Consider the following 25167-nt stretch of genomic DNA (forward strand, 5'->3'; position numbering starts at 1 on the left):
TGTGGCCTTTTGTCATGTTAGGGAAAGATGTGGTTGGCATGATAGGGCCGGGCGGACAAGAATAAAGTCATGAGCAGCAAAGAACCAACAAGTCAGCCGGAGAGCCGACCCCGCAAAAGCGTCTGGCGTCGCCATGTGATTGCGAGTTCGGCATTACTCGTGCTCATAGCAGCCGTCGCAAGCATTACGTTTTACTTTGCGATCGGACGCACGATTGCGGCGCCCAACTGGGTGCGCGAACAGGTCATGGCGCGTGCCTCGGATGCCCTCGGGACGGCGAACCTGCAATTCGATGCGCTTGATTTTGTGGTCGACAAAGGCATGAAGCCCCGGATGCGCATGTCCAATGTGCAACTGACAACCCAATCGGGCGCAGAGATCGTGGCATTTGCCGAAGTGCGGGCGGGTCTTTCGCTTGAACGTTTTTTGCAAGGGCAGGCCTTGCTGGCCGATATCAGTGTCAGCGGCGTTTTTGCTCAGCTGCGGCGGCAGTTGGATGGATCGGTCCTGTTGTCGGGCGGGCTTGACCTGTCCGCGCCGACGCAGCAGGCCGCGACATTCGCACAACTGATCGAAAGCGTGGACGCCGTACTGGCCTTGCCCGCGCTTTCCGCGCTGACCCGTGCCGAAGTGCAGGCGCTGACCTTGCAGGTCGAAGACCTGAGATCGTCTCGCAGATGGACGATCGACGGAGGGCGCGTGCGCCTGAACCGCGACGGAGAAGTGTTGCAACTGAACGCGGATCTGGCACTGCTCAGTGGCGGTCAGGGTGTGGCGACGCTGGAGGCCAATTACGAAAGCCGCATTGGCGCATCGGAGGCGCATTTCGGCGTCACCATCGCGGATGTGGATGCCGGTGACATCGCAGCGCTGGCCCCGCCTTTTGCCTGGCTGGATGTGCTGCGGGCCCCGATCTCGGGCTCGATGCGGGGCGGCATCACCGATACCGGCACGTTTGAGCCCCTCCACGCAACCTTGACCATCAGTGAAGGTGTCCTTCAGCCGACGGATGCGACACGGCCTGTGCCCTTTTCTTCGGCGCGCAGCTATTTCAGCTATGATCCCAACCTGCGTATTCTGACCTTCGATGAACTGTCGGTCAGAAGTGCGTGGATCACCGGCCAAATGGTAGGCCAGACCTTTCTCGGAGTGAGCGAGACAGGCGTGCTCGAAGATCTGGTTGGCCAGTTTCGCACCAGTACGCTGACGGCGAACCCGAATAATGTCTACGAAGAAGCGGTCTCCATCGACTCCGCCGAGATGGATTTCCAGCTGACCCTGTCTCCGTTTCGCCTCAATGTGGGGCAGGCGTTCTTTCGGGATAAGGGGCAGACCCTGCATGCCTATGGAACCCTCGCCGCCGAGCCCCAAGGCTGGAGCTACAGTGTCGATGCACAGATGGATGGGCTGATGCCTGACCGTTTGCTGACGCTCTGGCCGGATGGCGTTAAGCCGCGCACGCGGAAATGGATCTCGGAAAACATTTCTGCAGGGAGCTTGCGCAATCTGGACTTCGCGCTGCGCGGCACACCGCAAGGCCCGCCGAATGTCTTCATCGGCTTTGCCTATCAGGGTGCGGAGCTGCGGTATGCCCGGAATTTGCCGCTGATCACCGACGCCAGCGGAACAGCCAGCCTGTTTGACAACCGATTTGTGGCGACCGTGGATAAGGGCCATGTCGAAGCCCCGCAAGGCGGAACGGTCGATATTGCCGGGACGTCCTTTATCATTCCGGACGTCACGGCCGGTCCGGGCGCGCCCGGTGTCGTCCGGCTTGAGACAAAGGGATCGGTGACGGCGATGTTGTCCCTGCTGGATCAACCGCCGCTGTCCCTGATGCAGAAAGCCGGGCGGGTCCCTACGGTGGCAGATGGGCGATTGCAAGTTGCGGGAACGCTGGCCATGCCGCTCCGACGCGGGCTGAAACTCCCGGATTTCACATTCAGCATGTCCGGTACGGCCAGCGACGTGGTGAGCACCACACTGATTGAAGGCCGACGGTTGGAGGCCGGCACCCTGCGGCTCGATGCTGATAATCTGGCGGTGAACATTTCGGGCCCAGGCACATTGGACGGTGTCGCCTTTGATGTGGTCTGGACCAAACCGCTTGGCCAACCCGCACAACCCAGCACGCTTGCCGGGACACTTGAAGTGTCGGAACGTACGATCGAAGCTTTTCGCATCGGTCTGCCTGCGGGGATGGTCACGGGCGGGGGATCGGGCCGGATCGCGCTTGAATTGCCCGTGGGCGGGGGCGCGCCTGTCTTTCAGCTTGAAAGCGACATGACGGGCCTGCGCCTGTCCGCACCACCGATCAATTGGAGCAAAGCCCCGCAAACTGTGGGTGACTTGTTTATCGCGGGCGTTTTGGGACCAGAGCCGCGGATTGACTTGCTGCGCGTCGATGCGCCGGGCCTCAGCGCCAGCGGGAGCATCACACTGGCAGAGACAGGCGGTCTGGAGCGCGCCCGGTTTGACAGAGTGCAGGTGGGGGCTTGGCTGCAAGGGTCCGTTGATCTGGAGGGGCGTGGTGCGGGGGCGGCCCCGGCGGTCGTCGTCAGGGGCGGTACACTGGATTTGCGCGCGGCCGACTTCGGCGGCACGTCTGGCGGGGACGCGGCGTCCCGCACCGGCGCTGCGCAGGGCGAGCGACCCCTGGCTCTGGCCCTCGAGCGGCTTCAGATCACGGACGCCATCGCGCTGACGGATGTCGTCGGGACGTTCAACCTCGCAGGTGGGTTGGACGGGGCGTTTGGCGGGCGTGTCAATGGTGGCGCACCGATACGCGGTTTCGTGCTGCCCCAAAACGGACGCAGCGCCATCCGCATTACCTCGGACGACGCGGGCGGCGTGGCAGGATCTGCTGGCATTCTCAAGCAAGCGCGGGGCGGGGCCCTGTCCCTGACCTTGCTTCCGGTCGGGGATGCATCCTTTGACGGAACGCTGAACGTTGCCGACACCAGCATTCAGGACGCGCCTGCCATTGCGGCACTGCTCAACACGCTGAGCGTCGTCGGCATCCTGGACCAGATGCAAGGCGGTGGCATCCGGTTCAACGAGGTCGAGGCTGTCTTCCGCCTGACACCGTCGACCATGATATTAACGCGGGCCAGCGCGGTCGGCCCGTCGATGGGCCTGTCGATGGACGGGACCTTTGACGTGGCCAATGCCAACCTGGATATGCGCGGCGTGATCTCTCCGATTTACGTGCTCAACAGGGTCGGCAGCATTTTCACGCGCAAGGGCGAAGGGTTGATCGGGTTCAACTACACCCTGAGCGGTCCGTCCAGTGCGCCGCAAGTGACGGTGAACCCGATGTCGGCACTGACGCCGGGGGTGTTTCGTGAACTGTTCCGCGCGGCTCCTCCGGAAATACCCGAATTGGAAGGTGCGCCGCCAGCACCCGCGCTGCCCGAGGCATTTGTGCCAGAGACACCAGACACACCGTCATCGGAGCAATTGCGCGAAGAGCGGCAACAACGGCTTGATGATCGCTGACGGCGTAGCTAAAGGCAGCGTCATGAAGCTGAGCGATTTTGATTTCGATTTGCCCGACAGGCTGATTGCAACGCGACCTGCGGTGCCGCGGTCATCCGCGCGTTTTTTGGTGGCCGAAGGCGATGCGATCCACGATGGCACGGTCACGGATCTGGTCACGTGGCTGAGGCCCGGTGACCTGCTGGTACTGAACGACACGCGTGTCATTCCGGCGCGGTTGAACGGTGAGCGCAGCCGCGAAAGCGCGCAAGGCACGACCCGCGCGAAGATTGAAGCGACCTTGCTTGAGCCGCGTGCAGATGGCACGTGGTCCGCGCTGATCAAGCCCTTGAAAAAGCTCAAACTCGGTGAAACCGTTGTGTTCTCCGATGCGCTGTCTGCGCAGCTTGAAAACATCTGTGACGGGCAGGGGCATTTGCGCTTCAATCTGGCAGGCGATGACTTTGACGCCGCGCTGGCAGAGGCCGGTGCCATGCCGCTGCCGCCCTATATTGCCGCCAAACGGCCCGCAGATGCGCGGGACAAAGAAGACTATCAGACCATCTGGGCCCGCCACAGTGGCGCGGTCGCGGCTCCGACCGCGTCCTTGCATTTCGACGCGCCCTTGATGACGGCGCTGGCGGACCGGGGCGTTCACTTTACCCATGTCACCCTGCACGTGGGTGCGGGGACTTTTCTGCCAGTCAAGGTCGAGGACGTGACGACCCACAAGATGCATGCCGAATGGGGCCAGGTCAGCGCCGCCGCGGCCGCGGACATTGCCGCCGCCAAAGACCGGGGCGCCCGCGTCATACCCGTCGGCACAACCGCGTTGCGCCTGATCGAGACGATGGCACGTGACGTGGGGATTGCTGCCTGGGAGGGCGATACCGACATCTTCATCTATCCGGGTTTCGATTTTGCCGTGACCGATGGGTTGATGACCAATTTTCATCTGCCCAAATCAACGCTGATGATGTTGGTGTCGGCGCTCATGGGGCGCGGGTGCATTCGGCAGATCTATGAACATGCCGTGACCCAGCAGTACCGTTTTTTCTCCTATGGGGATGCGTCATTGTTGCTGCCCCGACAGAAACCCTCAAAACCGACACGCTAACGTCGCAACGGTCTGCGACTGTATCAAAATACCTATGGCAAGGGCGGTGTTCACACGGCCTAGGAGGCACAAGACATGGTTCAGGTTCTGGCGAGCGCGTGGGCGTTGTTACTCGGGATGTGCCTGCTGATGGTGGGCAACGGGATGCAGGGTACATTGCTGGGCATCCGGGGCGAAATCGAAGGATTTTCGACTTACGAGATGTCGATTGTCATGTCGGCCTATTTTGCCGGGTTCCTGGGCGGCAGCCGGATGGCGCCGGGCATGATCCGTCGGGTTGGACACGTACGCGTGTTTGCGGCACTTGCCTCGCTGATTTCGGCCGTCATGATCCTCTATCCGACCTTTGCGGACCCTTGGGTGTGGGCCGTGGGGCGCGTTCTGATCGGGTTTTGTTTCTCTGCGGTCTATGTCACGGCGGAAAGCTGGCTGAACGAAGCGGCGGATAACTCGAACCGTGGCAAGGCGTTGTCGCTCTACATGATCGTGCAAACGCTGGGCATCGTGGCCAGTCAGGCGCTGCTGCTGACGGCGGATCCGTCCGGCTTTGTGCTGTTCGTCATTCCTTCGGTTCTGGTTTCGATCGCCATCACGCCGATCTTGCTCTCGATCAGCCCGACACCTGCCTTTGACACAACCAAACCGATGACGCTGAAACAACTGATCGATATTTCGCCGCTCGGGTGTTTTGGCATGTTCATCCTCGGAGGCGTGTTTTCCGCGCAATTCGGGATGGCGTCCGTTTACGGTGCACAGGCCGGGTTGAGCATCGCACAAATCTCCACTTTCGTCGCAACATTCTTTGTGGGTTCGGTATTGTTGCAATATCCGATTGGCTGGATTTCGGATCGTATGGATCGGCGGGTCCTGATTATTTTCGTGTCGGCGATCGGTGCGATCGGGTCCGTGATTGGCATGTTCTTCGGCACAGATTTCACAATCTTGCTGGTTTCGGCGTTTATCGTGGGGGGGATGTCAAATCCGCTCTATTCGCTGCTGATTGCGCATACCAACGACTTTCTCCAGCACGAAGATATGGCGGCAGCATCGGGCGGACTTTTGTTTATCAACGGGCTCGGGGCGGTCTCTGGCCCCTTGGTTGTTGGTGTCATGATGGAAAAAATTGGCCCCCCCGGGTTCTATTTGTTCACGGCTGTCCTTTTCGTGGTTCTTGTTGCGTATGCAGGGTATCGCGCGACCCAGAGGCGTTCCGTTCCTGTTGACGAAACAGGGGCTTACATCGTCATGTCGCAAGCGTCGACAACGCCGCTTTCGATGGAGATTGCGCAGGAATATGCCATCGAGGCCGATCTTGAGGCAGAAGAAAACAACTGATGCGCGCAATATGTCGCATATGTCGCATTTCGTGATTGGGTCTGTTTGCAAATCATATGTAACCATGAATTACGGGGTGTGTAATTCAGGTACGTGGAAACTGGAGTGAGAGTTATGGAAGGTCCGGACGATATTTTACGATTTTGGTTAGACGAGTGTACACCGGAACAATGGTTTGCATCTGACCCTGATCTTGACGAAACCATACGGTTGCGATTTCAAGACACGTGGAAACAGGCAACCGAAGGCAAGTTTTCACTATGGCTGACCTATCCCAATGGTGTGCTGGCCTATATCATCCTGACGGACCAGTTCCCACGCAACATGTTTCGCGATGACCCGTGCGCTTTTGCGACGGACCGTGCAGCGCTGGCAGTCGCCAAATCCGCAATCGCCAAAGGTTGGGATTTGCGGGTGGAGGCGCGGGTCCGGCATTTCTTCTATATGCCGCTGGAGCATTCCGAAAACCTGTGTGATCAGGACCGCGCTGTGCGTCTGATCCATGAGCGTTTGGAAGACCGCACGTATTTGATACACGCCCGCGCGCACCGCGAAGTCATTCGCCAGTTCGGTCGCTTCCCGCATCGCAATACGGCGCTGGGACGCAAGACAACCGGAGCAGAGCAGGATCACCTTGATGCAGGCGGATACGGCAGCGTCCTGCGCGGCATGGAGCAAGCGACCGAAGCGGCCTGAGTCTGTATCCAAGGTAGGTTTTGACTATTCCGGGTGACAATCTCTCAGGAGATCGAATACCCAATATATGTGTTATAGAAACGGCTCCGAATGGGGCCGTTTTTTGTGACTTCGGCGAGCGTTTTGAAATGCTGAACCCATCCTCCATTGGTCTCTGCAAGTTGCATTGGCGGCCCTAGGCAAAGCTCATCCGTCCTAGTTGTCGCGCAGTATATCCGGCCTCACCTTCACCAAGAAGTGCATTATTTTGCAAAAAGCGCTACAATTGGCGGCATTTGACGACGAACCGTGGAGATTTGCCATGCCAATACCAAAGCGCACCCACTTTATTGATACGCTCGACGAACTGAAAGAATATTTCGACAAACTGAAAGAGATTGACGCGCAGCGGGAGCAAGCCGAAGATATCCTGCGCAAGATTGAAGAGGTTCGTGAAGCGCTGAAAGACGAGAACATTTCAGAACGCGAAGCTTTCGGCCTCATGCGTTTACTCATCGAATGCATCAAGGATGTGGCGCCCGAAATTCCGGTCTTTACGCAATTCCTGGAACTTTACATCGCGGCGCTGAAGACCACCGAGAGTTTTCTGGACAATGTTTTGGATAATTACGGCCCGCCGTCCGAAGCGCGCAAACGTTACTGCGAGATCCGAGAGGCCGTTGAGGATCAAATGGACGCCAGCGATGAGGACTTGGACGAAGAAACCTTTGACGACGAGGCACATGCACGGACGCTTGAATACCTGGGTTATCCTTTCAACACGGAAGGCAAAAAGCTGCGCGACTTCTGGAACAAAAAGAAGGAAAAGGAGCATTTCGAGAACGAAGCTGCGGATGCTGAAGACATCAAAGACGAGGTGCAGGACGCAGCAGACAATCCCGGCCCACCCGAAGAGGAAGACGAACGCTGGGGGGTGATCCATCCGCCATCGCCGCCGCCCATAATTGTCGATCCGCCGCAGCCGCCCTCGCCACAGGAGCTATGTTGTGCCAAGCACGGAACAACTCGCCCGACGCTGGACGAACGGCAGTTGGTCGTGCGTCGTGAACGGATCAGCGGCAGTATTACCGTCGGTCATCCTTGCGGCATCGCAAGCGTCAAGCTGGAGATTTACGGTTTTCCCTTTGGCAGCAATGACAGTCGGTTGTCGGAAGAAGTGGAGTTGGCGCCGAAGGGAGCACCAAAGACCATGGGATATCGTTTGAAATTCAAACGCCCGCGTTGGTCACGGGGCATCTATTTTGTGGTTACTGTCCGGTCGGTGTGCGGGTCGGTATATCGCAAGGGGTTTGCCAACGGTCGCTGAGGCTGATGCCGCCTGCCTTCGCAATGCAATCCGCAGCGGTTTTTGCAGTGTCGGAGAGTCCAGCGTAACGTGCCTGTACGGTGTCTCAGGATGGCGCCCTACAGTAGCACTTTGTCGCGCAAGCCAGAACAAGCCAGATGTTGAGGATCCCTCCAAATTAGTTTAACGGTAAACTAATTTGATGCAGTAATCCATGAGGGCTCTGAAATGGCAGCGAAATCTTTTGATGTAGTGGTGATCGGCTCTGGCCCGGGCGGCTATGTTGCGGCCATCCGCGCAGCCCAGTTGGGGTTGAGCGTCGCCATCGTTGAACGTGAAAACCTGGGTGGCATTTGCCTGAACTGGGGCTGTATTCCGACCAAGGCGATGCTGCGTTCTTCAGAAGTCTTTCATCTGATGCACCGGGCCAAGGAATTTGGCCTCAAGGCTGACAATGTCGATTATGATCTGGACGCGGTGGTCAAACGCTCGCGTCAGGTTGCCGGGCAGCTCTCGGGCGGCATCGGCCATCTGATGAAAAAGAACAAGATTACCGTGTTCATGGGCGTCGGCACGATCCCCGCCAAGGGCAAGGTCAGCATCAAGACCGACAAGGGCACTGAAGACCTGACCGCCAAGGCGATCATCCTGGCCACCGGGGCGCGGGCCCGCGAATTGCCCGGCCTGGAGGCCGATGGCGAACTGGTCTGGACCTACCGGGCCGCGCTCACGCCGAAACGGATGCCCAAAAAGTTGCTGGTTATCGGATCTGGCGCCATCGGCATCGAATTTGCCAGCTTTTACAATACGCTGGGCGCTGATACGACTGTGGTCGAGGTGATGGACCGCGTGCTGCCCGTCGAAGACGAAGAGATCAGCGCCTTCGCCAAGAAAGCCTTTGAAAAGCAGGGTATGAAAATCATGCAAAAGGCGATGGTCAAACAGTTGGACCGCGCAAAAGGCAAGGTAACGGCGCATATCGAAGTGGGCGGCAAGGTTGAAAAGCACGAATTCGACACCGTGATCTCTGCCGTGGGCATTGTCGGCAATACTGAAAACCTCGGGCTCGAAGCACTGGGTGTGAAAATCGACCGTACGCACGTCGTCACGGACGAGTTTTGCCGGACCGGCGTTGATGGACTCTATGCCATTGGCGATATCGCGGGCGCGCCGTGGCTTGCGCACAAGGCCAGCCACGAGGGGGTCATGGTCGCCGAATTGATCGCGGGCAAGAACGATGTGCACCCGATCAAACCCAATTCGATCGCCGGCTGCACCTATTGCCATCCGCAGGTGGCCAGCGTGGGCCTGACGGAGGCCAAGGCGAAGGACGCGGGCTATACCGTCAAGGTCGGCAAGTTCCCGTTCATCGGCAACGGCAAGGCCATTGCCCTTGGCGAACCGGAAGGGATGATCAAAACGGTTTTCGACGCAAAAACCGGTGAGTTGCTGGGCGCGCATATGATCGGTGCCGAAGTGACCGAGCTGATCCAAGGTTATGTCGTGGGGCAGGCGCTGGAAACCACCGAAGAAGACCTGATGCACGCCATCTTCCCGCATCCGACCCTGTCGGAGATGATGCACGAGTCTGTGTTGGACGCCTACGACCGCGTCATTCACATGTAAGGCTTGCGACCCCGGCCATTCAGGCATAGCCGGGGCGCATGCCAGAGCGTACTTCATTCCTGCTGATCCTTGCGCTTTGGGGCGCAGGCCTTGGTGCGGCTGGCCAATATGGCAAAATCAGCGTGATCTTTGATCAGTTGGCCGGTGTGTATCCGGACGCGGGCAGCGCATTGGGGTTCCTTGTATCGTTGGTTGGGCTGATTGGCATCATCTTTGGTGTCGTGGCCGGGCTGGTCGTGGCACGGATCCGATATCGCCGCGCGCTGCTTTGGGCGCTGTGGGTCGGGGCAGGGGTGTCTTTGCTGCAATCGACCTTGCCACCGCTGCCATGGATGCTGTTGACCCGCGTGATCGAGGGGATGTCGCATCTGGCCATCGTGGTGGCCACACCGACCCTGATCGCGCAACTCAGCGCAGAGCGGCATCGCGGGTTGACCCTGACGCTGTGGGGCACGTTTTTCGGGGTCGCCTTTACCATCCTCGTGGCGTTCGGACTGCCGCTGGTGGACGCCTACGGAATTCCAGCCCTTTTCATTGCCCATGCGATCTGGATGGCGGGTTTTGCCCTGATCCTGCAAGCGGCCCTGTCGCCGCTCTCTGTCCCGGTCGAGGGGCGGCTGACGGTGTCGGGTATTCTGCGCGATCACGTGAGCATCTACCGTTCCCCCTTCATCGCGGCACCGGGTGCGGGATGGCTGTTTTACACGTTCTGTTTTCTTGCCATCCTGACCGTACTGCCGCCGTACATCGCGGTGGAATGGCGTGCATGGGTGCTGGGGGCAATGCCGCTGATGTCCATCGTCGTGTCGATGACGTTGGGGGTTGTGGCCCTGCGCTATATGTCGGCTGTCTGGGTGGTGCAGGTCGGATTTCTGCTGTGCATCGCGGCGCTGCTCTGGCTGTTGGCGGCCCCCGGTGATCCCGCTGCCTGCCTTGCACTGGCCGGCGCATTGGGGCTGGTGCAGGGGGCGAGCTTTGCCGCCGTTCCGCAGTTGAACGCCACCGCTGCGCACCAGTCGCAGGCCTATGGCGCGGTGGCCCAAACCGGCAATATGGGCAACACGCTGGGAACTCCGGTCTTGCTGGCCGTGTTGAGTGTAGCGGGTTATCCGGGATTGATCTGGACGGCCATCGGTGTTCTGGCGATGGGGTTCGGAGCACATGCGTGGATGGCTGCACGGCGCGGCCACTGACACCCCGTGGCATCAAGCCACATGTTCACGAGGTGTTCTCATTTTTTCATTGGCTGTTTGGTCGCTCTGACCTATGTAGAAAACGTTAACCTTTGGGGGCTGGCATGGCCGAGCAAAAGAATATCGAAGTGCGCGGCGCGCGCGAGCACAACCTGAAATCCATCGACGTGGATATTCCGCGCGACCAACTGGTTGTGATCACTGGGCTTTCGGGCTCGGGCAAGTCATCGCTGGCGTTCGACACGATCTATGCCGAGGGGCAGCGCCGCTATGTGGAATCGCTGTCTGCCTACGCCCGCCAGTTCCTCGACATGATGCAAAAGCCGGACGTGGATCACATCTCCGGCCTCAGCCCCGCCATTTCCATCGAACAAAAGACGACGTCCAAGAACCCGCGCTCAACGGTCGGGACCGTGACGGAAATCTATGATTACATGCGACTGCTGTTCGCCCGCGTCGGCACACCCTATTCCCCCGCCACCGGCAAGCCCATCGAGGCGCAGCAGGTGCAGGACATGGTTGACCGCATCATGATGATGGAGGACGGCACGCGCGCCTATTTACTGGCCCCTATCGTGCGCGACCGAAAAGGTGAATACCGCAAGGAATTCATAGAGTTGCGCAAGCAGGGATTTCAGCGCGTCAAGGTGAATGGGGAATTCCACGACCTGGACGAACCACCGACGCTGGACAAGAAATTCCGTCATGACATTGACGTTGTCGTGGACCGGATCGTGGTCCGCGAAGGCCTGGAAACGCGGCTGGCCGACAGTTTGCGCACCGCTCTGGATCTGGCCGATGGCATCTCCGTGCTGGAAACCGCCCCCGCCGAAGGGGACCCGGAGCGCATGACTTTTTCCGAGAAATTCGCCTGCCCGGTCAGTGGGTTCACCATCCCCGAGATCGAACCGCGCCTGTTTTCCTTCAACGCACCGTTTGGCGCGTGCCCCACCTGCGATGGGTTGGGTCAAGAGCTGTTTTTCGACGAGCGGCTGGTGGTGCCGGACCAGAACCTCAAGGTTTATGACGGTGCCTTGGCTCCGTGGCGCAAGGGCAAGTCGCCCTATTTCCTGCAAACGATCGAAGCGATTGCCAAGCATTACGAATTTGATCAACAGACGAAATGGAAAGACCTGCCCGAGAAGGTCAAACAGGTCTTCTTGCACGGTTCAGGCGATGAGGAAATTTCGTTTCGCTACGACGAGGGTGGGCGTGTCTATCAGGTGACCCGTGTGTTCGAGGGCGTGATTCCCAACATGGAACGCCGCTACCGCGAGACGGATTCGAACTGGATTCGCGAAGAATTCGAGCGTTACCAAAACAACCGTCCCTGTGGCGCCTGCGGCGGCTACCGTCTGCGGCCCGAAGCATTGGCCGTCAAGATCGCGGGTCTGCATGCGGGCGAAGTCGTTCAGATGTCGATTCGCGAAGCGTTTGACTGGTGCAACACCGTTCCGGAGCATCTGACACAGCAGAAGAACGAGATCGCCCGCGCCATTCTCAAGGAAATCCGTGAACGTCTTGGATTCCTGAATAATGTTGGATTGGAATATCTTACGCTATCACGCTCAAGTGGTACATTAAGTGGCGGCGAAAGCCAGCGCATCCGTTTGGCCAGCCAGATCGGCTCGGGTCTGACCGGGGTTCTCTATGTGCTCGATGAGCCGTCGATTGGTCTGCATCAGCGTGACAATGATCGCCTTTTGGGCACGCTCAAGAACCTGCGCGATCAGGGCAATACTGTCATCGTGGTCGAACATGACGAGGAAGCGATACGCGAAGCTGACTATGTGTTCGACATCGGCCCCGGTGCCGGGGTGCATGGCGGACGCGTGGTCAGCCACGGCACGCCCGAGCATGTCGCCAATGATCCTGCCTCCCTGACGGGGCAATACCTGACAGGTGCACGCAAAATCCCGATCCCGGCCAAACGGCGCAAGGGCAAGAAAAAATCGATCAAGGTGGTCAAGGCCACAGGCAACAATCTGCAAAACGTGACGGTCGATTTTCCCTTGGGCAAATTCGTCTGCGTGACGGGTGTGTCGGGCGGGGGCAAATCGACCCTGACCATCGAAACGCTGTTCAAAACCGCGTCCATGCGCCTGAATGGCGCACGCCAGACACCGGCACCCTGTGAGACGATCAAGGGGCTCGAACACCTCGACAAAGTCATCGACATCGATCAGCGCCCGATCGGGCGCACGCCGCGCTCCAACCCGGCCACCTATACCGGCGCATTTACCCCGATCCGCGACTGGTTCGCGGGCATGCCGGAATCCAAGGCGCGCGGCTACAAACCCGGCCGGTTCAGCTTTAACGTCAAGGGCGGGCGTTGCGAGGCCTGTCAGGGCGACGGCGTCATCAAGATCGAGATGCACTTTCTGCCCGATGTCTATGTGGAATGCGAAACTTGCAAGGGCGCGCGCTACAACCGCGAAACGCTCGAGATCAAGTTCAAGGGCAAATCCATCGCCGATGTGCTGGATATGACCGTCGAGGACGCGCAGACCTTCTTTCAGGCGGTGCCCAGTATCCGCGAAAAGATGGACGCGCTGATGCGCGTGGGGCTTGGCTATATCAAGGTTGGCCAACAGGCGACAACCCTGTCGGGTGGTGAAGCGCAGCGGGTGAAGCTGTCGAAGGAACTCAGCAAACGCTCGACGGGCCGCACGCTCTATATTCTGGACGAGCCGACAACGGGCCTGCACTTCGAGGATGTGCGCAAGCTGTTGGAAGTGTTGCACGAATTGGTGGATCAGGGGAATTCCGTGATCGTCATCGAACACAACCTGGACGTCGTGAAAACCGCAGACCATATTATCGATATCGGGCCGGAAGGTGGAGATGGCGGCGGCAAGGTCGTGGCAACGGGCACGCCGGAAGAGGTGGCCAAGGTCGCGGAAAGCCACACGGGGCACTACCTCAAATCGATGCTGGGCGCGCGCAATCTGGCGGCGGAATAAAACCTAGTGTTTCAGTACAGTATGTCGCATTCCAAAGGCGCCGTTGCATCCTATTTCTGATAAAATCAATTGGAGTAGGTTATGACAGACGTGACAAACCCCCCTTCGCTTTTCAAGCGCGTGGTGTTTTCGGTGCCGATTCTCGGACGTATGCTGCGAGAAGTGATGTATGGGGACAAGGACAACATATATTATTTCCTTGTCACGATTTTCACGCTCTGGCTCGTGGCAATCCTGACATGGGGCTACGCGGCCTTTATCGTGATGATGTTGATGGCCGTTCCGAGTATGTTTGTGGTGCTGCTTCTGATCACGGTCGGAAAGTAGCAGAAGGCAAGGCGGCCACAATCGGCCCGCCTTGCCCAAACCCTCAACCCCTTCCGCGCTTGGAAAAGCGCGGCAGCATCGCGCTGAAATCCATGCCTTTGCCGTCTTCATCCTCAACGAACTGACGGTACAGCTCAAAAGCACGCGCGCCCATCGGGGTATCGGCGTCAACTGCCTCTGCCGCTTGTTGGCTGAGGCCCAGATCCTTGAGCATCAACTCGGCGGCAAAACCGGGGACATACCCATTGTCCGCCGGGCTGGCAGGTCCGACGCCCGGGGCAGGGCAGTAGGCATTCATCGTCCAGCTATAGCCCGACGACGTGCTGACCACGTCAAACATCTTTTGCCGGTCGAGGCCCAGCTTGTCGGCCAAGGCGAAAGCTTCGCAGGTGGCGATCATCGTAGCACCGAGGATCATGTTGTTGCAGATCTTGGCAGCCTGTCCCGCCCCGGCATCGCCGCAATGCACCGCTTTTTGTCCCATGATGTCGAACAGAGGCCTTGCTGCGGCAAAGCCTGCGTCGCTGCCGCCCGCCATGAAAGTCAGCGTTCCGGCAGAGGCCCCGCCAATCCCGCCCGACACCGGTGCATCGACGCTGAGCAACCCTGCGGCCTCGGCGTCACTTGCCACGGCGCGCGCGCTCTCCACATCCACGGTCGAACAATCGATCAGGGTGGCACCTGCGCGCATGGCCGGAATCACCTCGGCGGCTACAGTGCGCAGGATCGCGCCGTTGGGGAGCATCGTGATGACGATATCCTGCGCGCTGGCGGCTTCGGCTGCGCTGGCGGCATTTGTGACACCTTCTGCCGTCGTGCCAGCCACGTCAAAGCCGGTGACTGTGTGGCCCGCTTTGGCAAGGTTCGCCGCCATTGGCGCGCCCATGTTGCCCAGCCCGATAAATCCGATCTTCATACCTGTCTCTCCCAATTTTAGCGCCATTTTCCCCAGTGGCATCAACATCTTGCTGACTGCCGCGGCCGGAACTTTCGCGTCCGGAAACTGCCATTTCGGGCTGCGATCCTTGTCGATGATTGCGGCGCGGATGCCTTCGAGGAAATCGCCGTGCTCCATTGACCGGGACGTAAAGCGATATTCGAGGTCCAGCGCCTTTTCCATGGTCAGGGACGGCCCGCGCAGGCGGTGCAAAACCTCGATGGTGCAAGCCATGGACAGCGGACTGTTTTGGTTCATCCGTTTCAGCGTGTCGCAGGCGAAATCGCTGTCTTCGGCTTTCAGCGTTGTCAGGATATCCCCCAAGGCTTCGCCGTGAAAATGGCGGTCGATGTCTGGCATCGCGGCTTGCAGAGGGCCGGGGGCAGGGGCCGTGCCTGCCTGCACCAGCAGGTCAGTATCGCCTGTGGCTTCCAACTGTGCGACCAGGTGCGGCCACTGCGCTTCTGGGATGTAGAGATCGGCAAAGCCCGCGAAAATCGCGTCGCTTGCATTCATTCGCGCCGCCGTTGTGCCCAGATATTCGCCCAACCGCCCCGGCGCGAGGGCCAGCATCAGTGATCCGCCCACGTCCGGGATCAGCCCGATGCCGCATTCGGGCATGGCGATCTGGCTGCTGTCGCCGACAACGCGGTGCGAGCCGTGACAGCCAATGCCGACGCCACCGCCCATGGTGAAGCCCTGCATGAAACTGACGACCGGTTTGGGATAGTTGAAGATCTTGTGGTTCAGGCGATATTCGTCGGCCCAGAATGTCTGGCCATAGGAATAATCGCCTTTGGTCCCGGTGTCGTAGAGTTTCGCAATATCGCCACCGGAACAAAACGCGCGCTCCCCTTCGGCGTCGATCATGACCAGCGCAACCGCCGGATCAGTGCGCCACGCGTCCATTGCGTCCTCGATGGCCAGACACATGTCGTCGGTCATGGCGTTCAGCGCCTGCGGGCGTTGCAGGGAGATCCGGCCCGCGCACCCGGTGATACGAATTGAAATGTCGCTCATCGGTTCTTCAGCATGTCGCGCGCCACGATGATCCGCATGATTTCATTGGTGCCTTCGAGGATCTGGTGCACCCGCAAATCGCGGACCAGTTTTTCGATCCCGTAATCGGCCAGATAGCCATAGCCACCGTGCAGTTGCAGACACTGGTCCACGACCTTGCTGCCGGTCTCTGTTACGAATTTCTTGGCCATGGCGCAGAATTTGGTCGCATCGGGCGCGCCCTGATCCAGCTTCCATGCGGCTTGCCGCAGAAAGGTGCGTGCAGCCTGCAATTCAATCTCCATGTCCGCAAGTCGCCATTGCAACCCTTGGAATTGGTCGATGGATTGGCCAAAAGCCTTGCGCTCACTCATGTAGTCCAACGTTGAGGTGATTGCGGTTTGAGCAGCACCCAGTGAACAGGCGGCAATGTTCAAACGGCCACCATCGAGCCCCTTCATGGCGTAAGTGAACCCTTTGCCTTCTTCGCCTACCAGATTTCCCGCTGAAATCTTGCAATTGTCGAATTGCACCTGGGCGGTGGGTTGGCTGCGCCAGCCCATTTTTTCCTCCAGCGCGCCGAAACTCAGGCCATCGACGCCATCCTCCACAAAGACGGTCGAAACCCCCTTGGGCCCATCTTCGCCCGTTCGCACCATACAGACATAGGCATCGGAATAGCCGCCGCCGGAGATGAATGCCTTGGTCCCGTTCAGCGTATAACCTTCGTTCGTGCGCTCGGCCCGGGTGCGCAATGCGGCGGCGTCCGATCCGGACCCCGGCTCGGTCAGGCAGTAGCTCAGCACGGTGTCCATGCTCAGCACGTCGGGCATCACCCGCGCCTTCAACTCATCGCTGCCGAAGCTGTCGAGCATCTTGGCGCACATGTTGTGGATCGAGAGGAACGCTGCGACAGAGGGGCAGGCCATCGACAGCGCCTCGAACACCAAAGTGGCATCCAGTCGCGACAGACCGGCGCCGCCCGCGTCCTCGGACACATAGAGAGAGGCAAAGCCAAGCGCGCCGACCTCCGGCCAAAGCGCCTTCGGGATGGTGCCCGCGGCTTCCCAGTCGCGCGCATGCGGTGCGATCTTTTCCTGACCAAAGGCATAGGCCATGTCAAAAATTGCTGTTTGTTCTTCTGTCAATGCGAAGTCCATGGAGCCTCCTGTGCGGCGCTTTGTATCTGTTGTGGCACGTGCTAGCGGCCGATCTTTACCAGATTATTGCAAGGTTTTTTCATCGACGGTCGCCATCAATTCAGCGATGGTTGCCTCCGGTTGGCCGATCAGGGCAAGCCCGTCGGCCTCGTTCAGTTGCACCAGTGGAACAACCGCGTCCACGTCTTCCCACGAGCGCGCAAACATCTCACTGACCTCCTGGCTGATCGGAGTGGGGGCGATGTAGACGGCCAGCGATTCCACACCGGAACTGGTGAAACGTTCCGCCTTGGCGGCCTGCATGTTCATGAAACGCACGTAGTCTTTTTCAAAACTCTCGATCCGGGACAGATCGATCAGCTGTTTTTGTCCTGCCGCATAATCCGGGTGCGTGATGTAGGCTTTGGTCGCCGCCAAGGTTTCATCGATGGTCGCATGGCCTGCGTACCAGACCACGACAAGGCCGCGATCTGGTATTATGCGAAACGTAACGGCCATATCATTCCATGATGGGTATCGAAAACTCTCCGCCTTCCTTGATGCCAGACGGCCACCGCGACGTCACGGTTTTTGTGCGCGTATAGAATTTGAACGCATCGGGCCCGTGTTGGTTGAGGTCGCCAAAGACCGATTTCTTCCAACCGCCAAAGGTGTGATAGGCCAACGGCACCGGGATCGGCACGTTGATTCCGACCATGCCGATGTTGATTCGGTTGGCGAAATCGCGGGCCGCATCGCCGTCGCGCGTAAAGATTGCGGTGCCGTTGCCATATTCGTGGTCCATGGCGAGGCCAAGCGCCTCTTCATAGTCTTGCGCGCGCACGCAGGTCAGAACGGGGCCAAAGATTTCCTGTGTATAGATGTCCATATCCTTGGTTGCATGGTCAAACAGGTGCGGCCCGACAAAGAACCCGTCCTCATAGCCTTGCAATTTGAAACCACGCCCATCGACAACCAGTTTGGCGCCCTGATCGATTCCGGTTTGCACCAGCCGTTCGATATTGGCCTTTGCGGCCGCGGTCACGACAGGGCCGTAATCAACATCATTGCCGGAGGTATATGGCCCGACCTTGAGCTTTTCGATCCGTGGCACCAGTTTTTCGATCAGCCGGTCCGCCGTTTCGTCGCCCACAGGAACGGCCACCGAGATCGCCATGCAGCGTTCGCCCGCAGCCCCGTATCCCGCGCCGATCAGCGCATCGGCCGCCTGATCCATGTCCGCGTCGGGCATGATGATCATGTGGTTCTTGGCCCCACCGAAACACTGCACGCGCTTGCCGTTGGCACAGCCCGTCGCATAGATGTATTCGGCGATTGGGGTCGAGCCGACAAAGCCGATGGATTGAATGACATCGTGGTGAAGGATCGCATCGACCGCTTCCTTGTCACCGTTGACGACTTGCAGGATGCCCTTGGGCAGGCCTGCTTCTTCCATCAATTCCGCCAGCATCAGGGGCACGGATGGGTCCCGCTCGGAGGGTTTGAGGATAAAGGCGTTGCCGCAGGCGATGGCAGGTGCAAACATCCACATCGGGATCATGGCCGGGAAGTTGAAGGGCGTGATGCCCGCCGTCACGCCAAGGGCCTGACGCATGGAATACATGTCGATGCCGGGGCCCGCGCTGTCGGTATATTCACCTTTCAGCAGTTGCGGCGCGCCGATGCAGTATTCCACGACCTCGAGGCCGCGCTGCACATCGCCGGCTGCATCGGGCAGGGTCTTGCCATGCTCACGGCTCAGCGCTTCGGCCAGTTTGTCCATGTCGCGGTTCAGCAGATCGACGAATTTCATCATCACCCGCGCGCGGCGCTGCGGGTTCACTGCGGCCCAGGCGGGTTGCGCCTTGGCCGCGATTTCGACCGCGTGGTCCAGTTCGTCCGTGGATGCCAGCGGCACCTTGGCCTGAATCTCTCCGGTGGCCGGGTTCATCACATTGGCAAAGCGGCCGGATGTGCCTTTGACATGGGCACCGTTGATGTAGTGAGTTAGCTCTTGCATGGATGTCTCCTTGTCGCGCGCCGGATCGGCACAAAATGGTCAGATGGCGTGGGGGCGATGCGCCCTTTGCCAGATTACGGCCAAGATAGTCTTGCAAAATCCGGTGTAAAAGAGGCAATTGGGCAAAACCATTTTGCAAAAATGCATGATCTCGGGTTTTCGGCCGGATTTGGCCAGTCGCAATCGTGCGACATCCGGGAAATGACATCAGGAAGTGAGACATGCAGGCACATTGGGACGATCTGCGCCTGTTTCTGGCCGTCGCGCGGGCGGAAACGCTGTCGGGCGCCAGTGCGCTGGTTCGCCTGGATGCCGCGACGCTGGGGCGGCGCATTGCGCGCCTGGAAAAGCAACTTGGCGTCGGACTGTTCGTCAAATCTCCGCAAGGCTACGCGCTGACGGATGCCGGGCAGCGGCTGATGATCAGGGCCGAGGCCGCCGAAGAAGCGATGCGTGCCGCAGCCGAGGGTGTATCGGTGCACCGGGTCTCGGCGGACGGCCCTCAATTCGCTGCGCTGAGCGGGCAGATCCGCCTGGGTGCGCCGGATGGTTGTGCCAACTACCTGTTGCCGCAGGTTTGCGCCGCACTGACAGACCAGCATCCAGATCTCGATATCCAGATCGTCGCCTTGCCGCGCGTCTTCAACCTGTCGCGGCGCGAGGCGGATATGGCAATCGGGGTCAGCGCGCCCACAGCAGGGCGCCTGACGGTGCAACGGGTCACCGATTACAAACTGCATTTTGCCGCCAGTACGGAATATCTCTCCAAGGCGCCTCCTTTGGCGCACATGTCCGACCTGCCACAGCATCGAATCGTGGGCTATATCCCCGACATGATCTTTGACCGTGAATTGGATTATCTGGCCGACGCTGGGGTGCAGCGGATCGCATTGGCCTCGAACTCGGTCTCGGTGCAGCTTAACCTCTTGCGGCAAGGCGGCGGGGTCGGGGTCGTGCACGATTTCGCACTGCCCACGGTGCCGGGCGTGCAGCGTGTTCTGGTGAACCAGTTCGCCCTCCAACGCAGCTTTTACCTGATCCGCCACGCGGCGGACCGGGATCATCGCACGCTGAACCGGTTTGCGGAACTGCTCGGCCAGGGGATCAAGGCCGAGGTGACGCGACTGGAGCGCATATCGGGCGAAAGCGGTGCCTGATGCCGGAACACGGCCAATCTTTCGCGAAAAGTCGAGTTATGCGGGGATCTTGGCAAAGGGCAGGCTTGACAGGAGGGGGGCAGGACGTTGACGCTAGGACAGCGTACATATCAGCCCAAGGAGCGTCCCATGCTGGTCCACAACATTCTGAAATCGAAATCCGACGATGCCGTGGTCACCGTGCCGCCCGGATCCTTGGTGTCTGACGCGGTCAAAATTCTGGCGGAGCGCAAAATCGGAACGGTCGTCGTCTCAAAGGACGGGAAAACGGCCGATGGCATCCTGTCTGAGCGTGATATCGTACGGATGCTGTCTAAACAGGGCGGTGCGATCCTGAACGAACCTGTCGATGCGTTCATGACGAAAAAACTGGTGACATGTGTGCGGAACGACAATGCGGATTCGATTCTGCAACAAATGACGGACGGGCGTTTTCGGCACATGCCGGTTGTGGAAGACGGGGTGTTGATCGGCCTCATCACCCTGGGCGATGTTGTCAAGGCGCGCCTGACCCAGCTTGCCATGGAGAAGGACGCCCTCGAAGGGATGATCATGGGCCACTAAGCCCGCTTGCAATCAGCCTGTTGAAATGCTGCATTGGCGACAAGTACAAAGACGGAGCCGCCCATGCGCATCGGCCTATACCCCGGCACATTCGACCCGATCACCCTGGGTCATATTGATATCATTCGCCGGGCCAGTCCCATGGTCGATCGTCTGGTGATCGGCGTCGCGATCAACCGCGACAAGGGGCCGTTGTTCTCTCTAGAAGAACGACTGAACATGATCGAGGCGGAATGCGCCAAGCTTTCTGAACAGACAGGCACCGAGATCGTTGCGCATCCGTTTGAGAATCTGCTGATCGATTGCGCCAGGGACGTTGGTGCACAGATCATCTTCCGGGGTTTACGCGCGGTGGCGGATTTTGAATATGAGTTTCAGATGGTGGGGATGAACCGTCAGTTGGACGACAGCATAGAAACCGTGTTCCTGATGGCCGAGGCCAAGCATCAGGCGATCGCGTCAAAGCTGGTCAAGGAGATCGCGCGCCTTGGAGGGGACGTGAGCAAATTCGTGACACCGCTGGTCAACAACGAGATCGTCGAGAGATTTAAGATAATCGCGTAAGGTTCTGCTCTGGAACGAAAAAGAGCGCCTGTTTCGGCGCTCTTTTCTGTTTCTGCAGGGCAGGCCTAGTTTACAGGTATTTGCCCATTTCGACGGCCGTGTCGGCCATCCGGTTTGAAAAGCCCCATTCATTGTCATACCACGTCAGGATCCGCGCCAAATTGCCATCCATGACTTTGGTCTGATCTGTCGCGAAGATCGATGAGTGGGGATCATGGTTGAAATCCATGCTGACCAACTTGGCATCCGTGACACCCAGCACACCCTTGAGCGGCCCGGATGCAGCGGCGGCCGTCATTGCGGCGTTGATCTTCTCGACCGTCACATCGGTGTCCAGTTCGACTGTCAGGTCGACGCAGGACACGTTGGGCGTTGGTACCCGGATCGCGACGCCGTCGAGCTTTCCGTTCAACTCGGGCATCACCAAGCCGACGGCCTTGGCGGCGCCTGTCGATGTCGGGATCATCGATAAGGCGGCGGCGCGGGCGCGATAAAGATCGCTGTGCATCGTGTCCAGCGTCGGCTGGTCACCGGTATAGCTGTGCACGGTTGTCATGAATCCGCGTTTGATTCCAAAGGAATCATGCAGGATCTTGGCGACCGGCGTCAGGCAGTTGGTGGTGCATGACGCGTTTGATACGATGATGTCGTCGGCGGACAATATGTCGTGGTTGACGCCGTAAACGATCGTTTTGTCGGCGTCCTTGCCCGGTGCCGAAATCAGGACCCGGCTGGCGCCGTTTTCGAGGTGCGCCTGACAGGCTTCCTTGGAGGTAAAGATGCCGGTACACTCCATCACGATATCCACGTGCGCCCACGGCAGGTCCGCCGGATTGCGCATGGCGCTGACCTTGATCGGGCCAGTGCCCACGTCAATGGTGTCGTCGGTGGTTTTGACCTGCACAGGAAAGCGACCATGCACGCTGTCATATTGCAGCAGATGTGCGTTTGTCTCGACCGGACCAAGATCGTTGATGGCAACAACCTCGATATCTGTGCGCCCGCTTTCGATAATTGCGCGAAGCACGTTGCGGCCGATCCGACCGAATCCATTAATTGCGACTTTGATGGCCATGGTATCCCCCATGTCTGGTGTCAGTAATGCGTCTGAAACGACAATATGGTCACGATGTATCATGCCTTGCCGCCGTTAACGCTAACAACTAGATTTCAGCGGCGCTGTCAACCGGGCAGGCCATTTGTCTCTATCTCCAGAACGCCATCCATTCCAGTAGGTCGGCCAATTTCTTTGAGAGAAAGATAATGTGCTCAGAGCCATAGACCATCACATCCAATGTGATCGCGGCGATCAGAAAAACACCTAGAAAGAGTGCAATGCGGTTGGTCATGGGGTCCAGTATTGGCAAAACAGCAACGGGCAGGGCCGTTGTGACAGCCCTGCCAATACCGTGCAAGCGTTAGGAAATTACTTAGACGAGGCGGCCCATGGCCGTCGCCACATCAGCCATCCGCACCGAAAAGCCCCATTCGTTATCATACCAGGCCAGAACCCGCACCAACCGGTTGCCGACCACCTTGGTCTGATCCGGCGCGAAGATGGAGGAAAATTCGGTGTGGTTGAAATCAACGGACACTTTTTGTTCGGCGTCATAGGACAACACCCGGCCCATGGGCCCGCGTGAAGCCTCGGCCACGGCGGCGTTCACCTCTTCGACGGTCACATCGCGGCTGGCCTCGAACGTCAGATCGACAGCGGAGACATTGGGCGTGGGCACGCGCATCGCTGTGCCATCCAGCTTGCCCGCCAGATTGGGCAGAACTTCGCCGAGGGCCTTGGCTGCCCCGGTCGATGTCGGGATCATCGCCATCGCCGCCGCACGGGCCCGGTAGAGGTCATCGTGGCGACGGTCCAGCGTAGGCTGGTCGCCGGTATAGCTGTGGATGGTGGTCATCACGCCACGCTCGATCCCGACAGAGGCGTCCAGAACCTTGGCCAACGGGGCGAGGCAGTTGGTGGTGCAAGATCCATTGGAAATCATCCGGTCGTTGACGGCTAGCAGATCGTCGTTCACGCCGAACACGATCGTCTTGTCGACATTTTTGCCGGGCGCCGACAACAGCACCTTCTTTGCGCCGCGCTCGAAGTGGACCTTGGCTTTTTCGCCGTCGTTGAACTTTCCGGTGCATTCCAGAACAACATCGACGCCGTTCCAATCCAGTTCGTTCATGTCGTAGGTGGACATCATGCGGATCGGGCCGCGGCCCAGATCCATGGTGTCGTTGCTGATTGTGATCGGGTGGGGGAAGCGGCCGTGGATGGAATCATATTTAATAAGATGTGCGGCGGTTTCCAACGGACCGGTGGCGTTGATCGCAACCACGTCGATGTCGTTGCGCAGTGATGTCGCAATGTGGGACAGTGTGCAGCGGCCAATGCGGCCAAATCCGTTAATACCAACTTTGATTGTCATCTCTTTTCCCACGCGTCCAAAAACTCTGAAATATCACGTGGTTCATAGCGGGAGCCGGCAAATGTGGGAAGTCTGATTAGAATGATAAATCAGAGTGTTAGCGATAAATGTGGCAAAGCGCCTCCAGTTCGCGCTAACAGTTTGCACATGGCCAATCCAATGTTATGCGCTAACGTGTAAAGCATCAGCAGGAGCGGAAACAATGAGTGGATTATTGGCACTTTTGGATGACGTCGCGGGAATCGCCAAGGTGGCGGCCGCTTCTGTCGATGATGTCATCGCGCAGGCGGGCAAGGCCGGTGCGAAGGCGGCCGGTGCGGTCATTGACGACGCCGCTGTCTCCCCGAAATACGTGCAGGGGTTTTCGGCCGATCGGGAGCTTCCGATCATCTGGCGCATCGCCAAGGGGTCGTTCAAGAACAAGCTGCTGTATTTGCTGCCTGCGGGGCTGGCCTTGTCCGCCTTTGCGCCCTGGGCCATTCCACCGCTGTTGATGCTGGGCGGGGCTTACCTGTGCTTCGAAGGGGCCGAAAAAGTGTCCCATGTTCTGGGATGGGGGCACGCGCACGAAGATTACGCGGGCAAGGCCACAGTGCTGGAAGACCCCGCGCACTTGGAAGAGAAGAAGGCCCAGGGCGCGATCAAGACGGACTTCATCCTGTCCGCAGAGATCATGACCATCTCCCTCGCCGCCATTCCCGAAAGCAACTTCTGGATGGAAGCCGCCACGCTGGCGACCGTGGCGATCATGATCACGACTGTCGTTTACGGCGCGGTGGCGATCATCGTCAAAGCGGACGATGCGGGCCTCGCCATGGCTGCGCATGGTCGGCTGGGCCTCACCCGCGCGCTGGGGCGGGGCATCGTCAAGGTGATGCCGGGTTTCATGCAGTTGCTGACAATCGTTGGTACGGCGGCGATGCTGTGGGTGGGCGGGTCCATCATCGTGCACGGTCTGGAACAGATCGGATTTGGCTGGCCTGCCCATGTGATCCACGACATCGCAGCCGTGATTGGCCATGCCGTGCCATCAGCGACGGGTACCGTCGAATGGATCACAAAAGCGGCGATTGATGGTGTTCTGGGGTTGGCCCTGGGCTTTGTGCTGATCCCGCTGGGGGAAAAGATCATCACGCCGCTGTGGCGCGGCGTCACCGGTGCGAAAGAATAAGGACGGCTTTGGCCACTGCGTTACGTTGACTTTCCACCTAATGGATCGAAGCCACCGGCTTCTAGCCGGTCCGCTTCAGCGAATCTTTCTCTGATCTTCTCTCCTGAATTTTGAAACCCGCTGTGGCGGTATGGTTTCAAAATTCAGGAGAGAAGATCATGCGTT

At 59.0% G+C, this 25167-nt stretch carries 20 protein-coding genes and 1 pseudogene; 13 read left to right on the top strand and 8 right to left on the bottom strand.

Annotation, left to right across the window (positions count from 1 at the left end):
• Positions 1 to 69: 69 nt before the first annotated feature.
• From LC354_RS13865 to LC354_RS13905, 9 genes are all read left to right on the top strand, one after another.
• Positions 70 to 3498, top strand: a complete 3429-nt coding sequence (locus LC354_RS13865) for a DUF3971 domain-containing protein (RefSeq protein ID WP_223424772.1) — start codon at positions 70 to 72, stop codon at positions 3496 to 3498.
• A 22-nt stretch (positions 3499 to 3520) separates the two neighbouring features.
• Entirely contained in the window at positions 3521 to 4594 is a 1074-nt protein-coding gene (gene queA / locus LC354_RS13870) for a tRNA preQ1(34) S-adenosylmethionine ribosyltransferase-isomerase QueA (protein ID WP_223424774.1), read from the top strand.
• A gap of 75 nt (positions 4595 to 4669) precedes the next feature.
• Positions 4670 to 5929, top strand: coding sequence for an MFS transporter (locus tag LC354_RS13875; RefSeq protein ID WP_223424776.1), 1260 nt, complete (start codon positions 4670 to 4672; stop codon positions 5927 to 5929).
• A gap of 114 nt (positions 5930 to 6043) precedes the next feature.
• On the top strand, positions 6044 to 6625 hold the full coding sequence (locus LC354_RS13880) for a DUF924 family protein (RefSeq protein WP_223424777.1): 582 nt from the start codon (positions 6044 to 6046) through the stop codon (positions 6623 to 6625).
• Positions 6626 to 6926: 301 nt separating this feature from the next.
• Entirely contained in the window at positions 6927 to 7931 is a 1005-nt protein-coding gene (locus LC354_RS13885) for a hypothetical protein (protein ID WP_223424779.1), read from the top strand.
• Between the two features lie 207 nt (positions 7932 to 8138).
• Entirely contained in the window at positions 8139 to 9536 is a 1398-nt protein-coding gene (gene lpdA, locus LC354_RS13890; RefSeq protein ID WP_223424781.1) for a dihydrolipoyl dehydrogenase, read from the top strand.
• Between the two features lie 38 nt (positions 9537 to 9574).
• Entirely contained in the window at positions 9575 to 10729 is a 1155-nt protein-coding gene (locus LC354_RS13895) for an MFS transporter (protein ID WP_223424782.1), read from the top strand.
• A gap of 104 nt (positions 10730 to 10833) precedes the next feature.
• Positions 10834 to 13692 (top strand): excinuclease ABC subunit UvrA, encoded by a 2859-nt coding sequence (gene uvrA / locus LC354_RS13900; RefSeq protein ID WP_223424784.1) that lies wholly within the window; start codon positions 10834 to 10836, stop codon positions 13690 to 13692.
• 81 nt (positions 13693 to 13773) lie between these two features.
• On the top strand, positions 13774 to 14019 hold the full coding sequence (locus LC354_RS13905; protein ID WP_223424786.1) for a hypothetical protein: 246 nt from the start codon (positions 13774 to 13776) through the stop codon (positions 14017 to 14019).
• Positions 14020 to 14062: 43 nt separating this feature from the next.
• Here the strand turns inward: LC354_RS13905 and mmsB are convergent, their stop codons facing one another.
• The 5 genes and pseudogenes from mmsB to LC354_RS13925 form a co-directional block, all read right to left on the bottom strand.
• Positions 14063 to 14935 carry a 3-hydroxyisobutyrate dehydrogenase gene (gene mmsB, locus LC354_RS27890; RefSeq protein WP_317849324.1) on the bottom strand — a complete coding sequence of 291 codons (873 nt, stop codon included), beginning with the start codon at positions 14933 to 14935 and terminating at the stop codon, positions 14063 to 14065.
• A gap of 84 nt (positions 14936 to 15019) precedes the next feature.
• Positions 15020 to 15976 (bottom strand): annotated as a pseudogene (locus tag LC354_RS27895) (enoyl-CoA hydratase/isomerase family protein); the annotation flags it as partial.
• Positions 15973 to 17115, bottom strand: a complete 1143-nt coding sequence (locus LC354_RS13915) for an acyl-CoA dehydrogenase family protein (RefSeq protein ID WP_223424789.1) — start codon at positions 17113 to 17115, stop codon at positions 15973 to 15975. The gene LC354_RS13915 and the pseudogene LC354_RS27895, both read right to left, overlap by 4 nt.
• A 63-nt stretch (positions 17116 to 17178) precedes the next feature.
• Positions 17179 to 17613: a hypothetical protein gene (locus LC354_RS13920; protein WP_223424790.1), complete on the bottom strand. Its 435-nt coding sequence runs from the start codon at positions 17611 to 17613 to the stop codon at positions 17179 to 17181.
• A gap of 1 nt (position 17614) precedes the next feature.
• Positions 17615 to 19114 (bottom strand): CoA-acylating methylmalonate-semialdehyde dehydrogenase, encoded by a 1500-nt coding sequence (locus LC354_RS13925; RefSeq protein ID WP_223424792.1) that lies wholly within the window; start codon positions 19112 to 19114, stop codon positions 17615 to 17617.
• A gap of 221 nt (positions 19115 to 19335) precedes the next feature.
• On the opposite strand from LC354_RS13925, the gene LC354_RS13930 reads away from it, so the two are divergent.
• The 3 genes from LC354_RS13930 (at position 19336) to coaD (ending at position 21399) form a co-directional block, all read left to right on the top strand.
• Positions 19336 to 20271, top strand: coding sequence for a LysR family transcriptional regulator (locus tag LC354_RS13930; protein ID WP_223424794.1), 936 nt, complete (start codon positions 19336 to 19338; stop codon positions 20269 to 20271).
• Positions 20272 to 20400: 129 nt separating this feature from the next.
• Positions 20401 to 20835: a CBS domain-containing protein gene (locus LC354_RS13935; protein ID WP_223424795.1), complete on the top strand. Its 435-nt coding sequence runs from the start codon at positions 20401 to 20403 to the stop codon at positions 20833 to 20835.
• Positions 20836 to 20898: 63 nt separating this feature from the next.
• Positions 20899 to 21399, top strand: coding sequence for a pantetheine-phosphate adenylyltransferase (gene coaD, locus LC354_RS13940; RefSeq protein WP_223424797.1), 501 nt, complete (start codon positions 20899 to 20901; stop codon positions 21397 to 21399).
• A 70-nt stretch (positions 21400 to 21469) separates the two neighbouring features.
• Here the strand turns inward: coaD and gap (LC354_RS13945) are convergent, their stop codons facing one another.
• The 3 genes from gap (LC354_RS13945) to gap (LC354_RS13955) all read right to left on the bottom strand — a co-directional run bounded on the left by gap (LC354_RS13945) (position 21470) and on the right by gap (LC354_RS13955) (position 23831).
• Positions 21470 to 22474 carry a type I glyceraldehyde-3-phosphate dehydrogenase gene (gap, locus tag LC354_RS13945; RefSeq protein WP_223424807.1) on the bottom strand — a complete coding sequence of 335 codons (1005 nt, stop codon included), beginning with the start codon at positions 22472 to 22474 and terminating at the stop codon, positions 21470 to 21472.
• Between the two features lie 130 nt (positions 22475 to 22604).
• Positions 22605 to 22748 (bottom strand): hypothetical protein, encoded by a 144-nt coding sequence (locus LC354_RS13950; protein WP_223424799.1) that lies wholly within the window; start codon positions 22746 to 22748, stop codon positions 22605 to 22607.
• 81 nt (positions 22749 to 22829) lie between these two features.
• Positions 22830 to 23831, bottom strand: a complete 1002-nt coding sequence (gene gap / locus LC354_RS13955; RefSeq protein ID WP_223424801.1) for a type I glyceraldehyde-3-phosphate dehydrogenase — start codon at positions 23829 to 23831, stop codon at positions 22830 to 22832.
• A 202-nt stretch (positions 23832 to 24033) separates the two neighbouring features.
• Here gap (LC354_RS13955) and LC354_RS13960 point away from each other — a divergent pair, with 202 nt between their 5' ends.
• Positions 24034 to 25002, top strand: a complete 969-nt coding sequence (locus LC354_RS13960; protein ID WP_223424803.1) for a DUF808 domain-containing protein — start codon at positions 24034 to 24036, stop codon at positions 25000 to 25002.
• The last annotated feature ends 165 nt before the right edge of the window (positions 25003 to 25167 follow it).

The sequence above is a fragment of the Tateyamaria pelophila genome, from assembly GCF_019966495.1.
Classification (GTDB): Bacteria; Pseudomonadota; Alphaproteobacteria; order Rhodobacterales; family Rhodobacteraceae; genus Tateyamaria; species Tateyamaria pelophila.

Coding starts and splice junctions, on each gene's coding strand:
- LC354_RS13865 (WP_223424772.1), top strand. CDS start 70: ATGAGCAGCAAAGAACCAACAAGTCAGCCGGAGAGCCGACCCCGCAAA.
- queA (WP_223424774.1), top strand. CDS start 3,521: ATGAAGCTGAGCGATTTTGATTTCGATTTGCCCGACAGGCTGATTGCA.
- LC354_RS13875 (WP_223424776.1), top strand. CDS start 4,670: ATGGTTCAGGTTCTGGCGAGCGCGTGGGCGTTGTTACTCGGGATGTGC.
- LC354_RS13880 (WP_223424777.1), top strand. CDS start 6,044: ATGGAAGGTCCGGACGATATTTTACGATTTTGGTTAGACGAGTGTACA.
- LC354_RS13885 (WP_223424779.1), top strand. CDS start 6,927: ATGCCAATACCAAAGCGCACCCACTTTATTGATACGCTCGACGAACTG.
- lpdA (WP_223424781.1), top strand. CDS start 8,139: ATGGCAGCGAAATCTTTTGATGTAGTGGTGATCGGCTCTGGCCCGGGC.
- LC354_RS13895 (WP_223424782.1), top strand. CDS start 9,575: ATGCCAGAGCGTACTTCATTCCTGCTGATCCTTGCGCTTTGGGGCGCA.
- uvrA (WP_223424784.1), top strand. CDS start 10,834: ATGGCCGAGCAAAAGAATATCGAAGTGCGCGGCGCGCGCGAGCACAAC.
- LC354_RS13905 (WP_223424786.1), top strand. CDS start 13,774: ATGACAGACGTGACAAACCCCCCTTCGCTTTTCAAGCGCGTGGTGTTT.
- mmsB (WP_317849324.1), bottom strand. CDS start 14,935: ATGAAGATCGGATTTATCGGGCTGGGCAACATGGGCGCGCCAATGGCG.
- LC354_RS13915 (WP_223424789.1), bottom strand. CDS start 17,115: ATGGACTTCGCATTGACAGAAGAACAAACAGCAATTTTTGACATGGCC.
- LC354_RS13920 (WP_223424790.1), bottom strand. CDS start 17,613: ATGGCCGTTACGTTTCGCATAATACCAGATCGCGGCCTTGTCGTGGTC.
- LC354_RS13925 (WP_223424792.1), bottom strand. CDS start 19,114: ATGCAAGAGCTAACTCACTACATCAACGGTGCCCATGTCAAAGGCACA.
- LC354_RS13930 (WP_223424794.1), top strand. CDS start 19,336: ATGCAGGCACATTGGGACGATCTGCGCCTGTTTCTGGCCGTCGCGCGG.
- LC354_RS13935 (WP_223424795.1), top strand. CDS start 20,401: ATGCTGGTCCACAACATTCTGAAATCGAAATCCGACGATGCCGTGGTC.
- coaD (WP_223424797.1), top strand. CDS start 20,899: ATGCGCATCGGCCTATACCCCGGCACATTCGACCCGATCACCCTGGGT.
- gap (WP_223424807.1), bottom strand. CDS start 22,474: ATGGCCATCAAAGTCGCAATTAATGGATTCGGTCGGATCGGCCGCAAC.
- LC354_RS13950 (WP_223424799.1), bottom strand. CDS start 22,748: ATGACCAACCGCATTGCACTCTTTCTAGGTGTTTTTCTGATCGCCGCG.
- gap (WP_223424801.1), bottom strand. CDS start 23,831: ATGACAATCAAAGTTGGTATTAACGGATTTGGCCGCATTGGCCGCTGC.
- LC354_RS13960 (WP_223424803.1), top strand. CDS start 24,034: ATGAGTGGATTATTGGCACTTTTGGATGACGTCGCGGGAATCGCCAAG.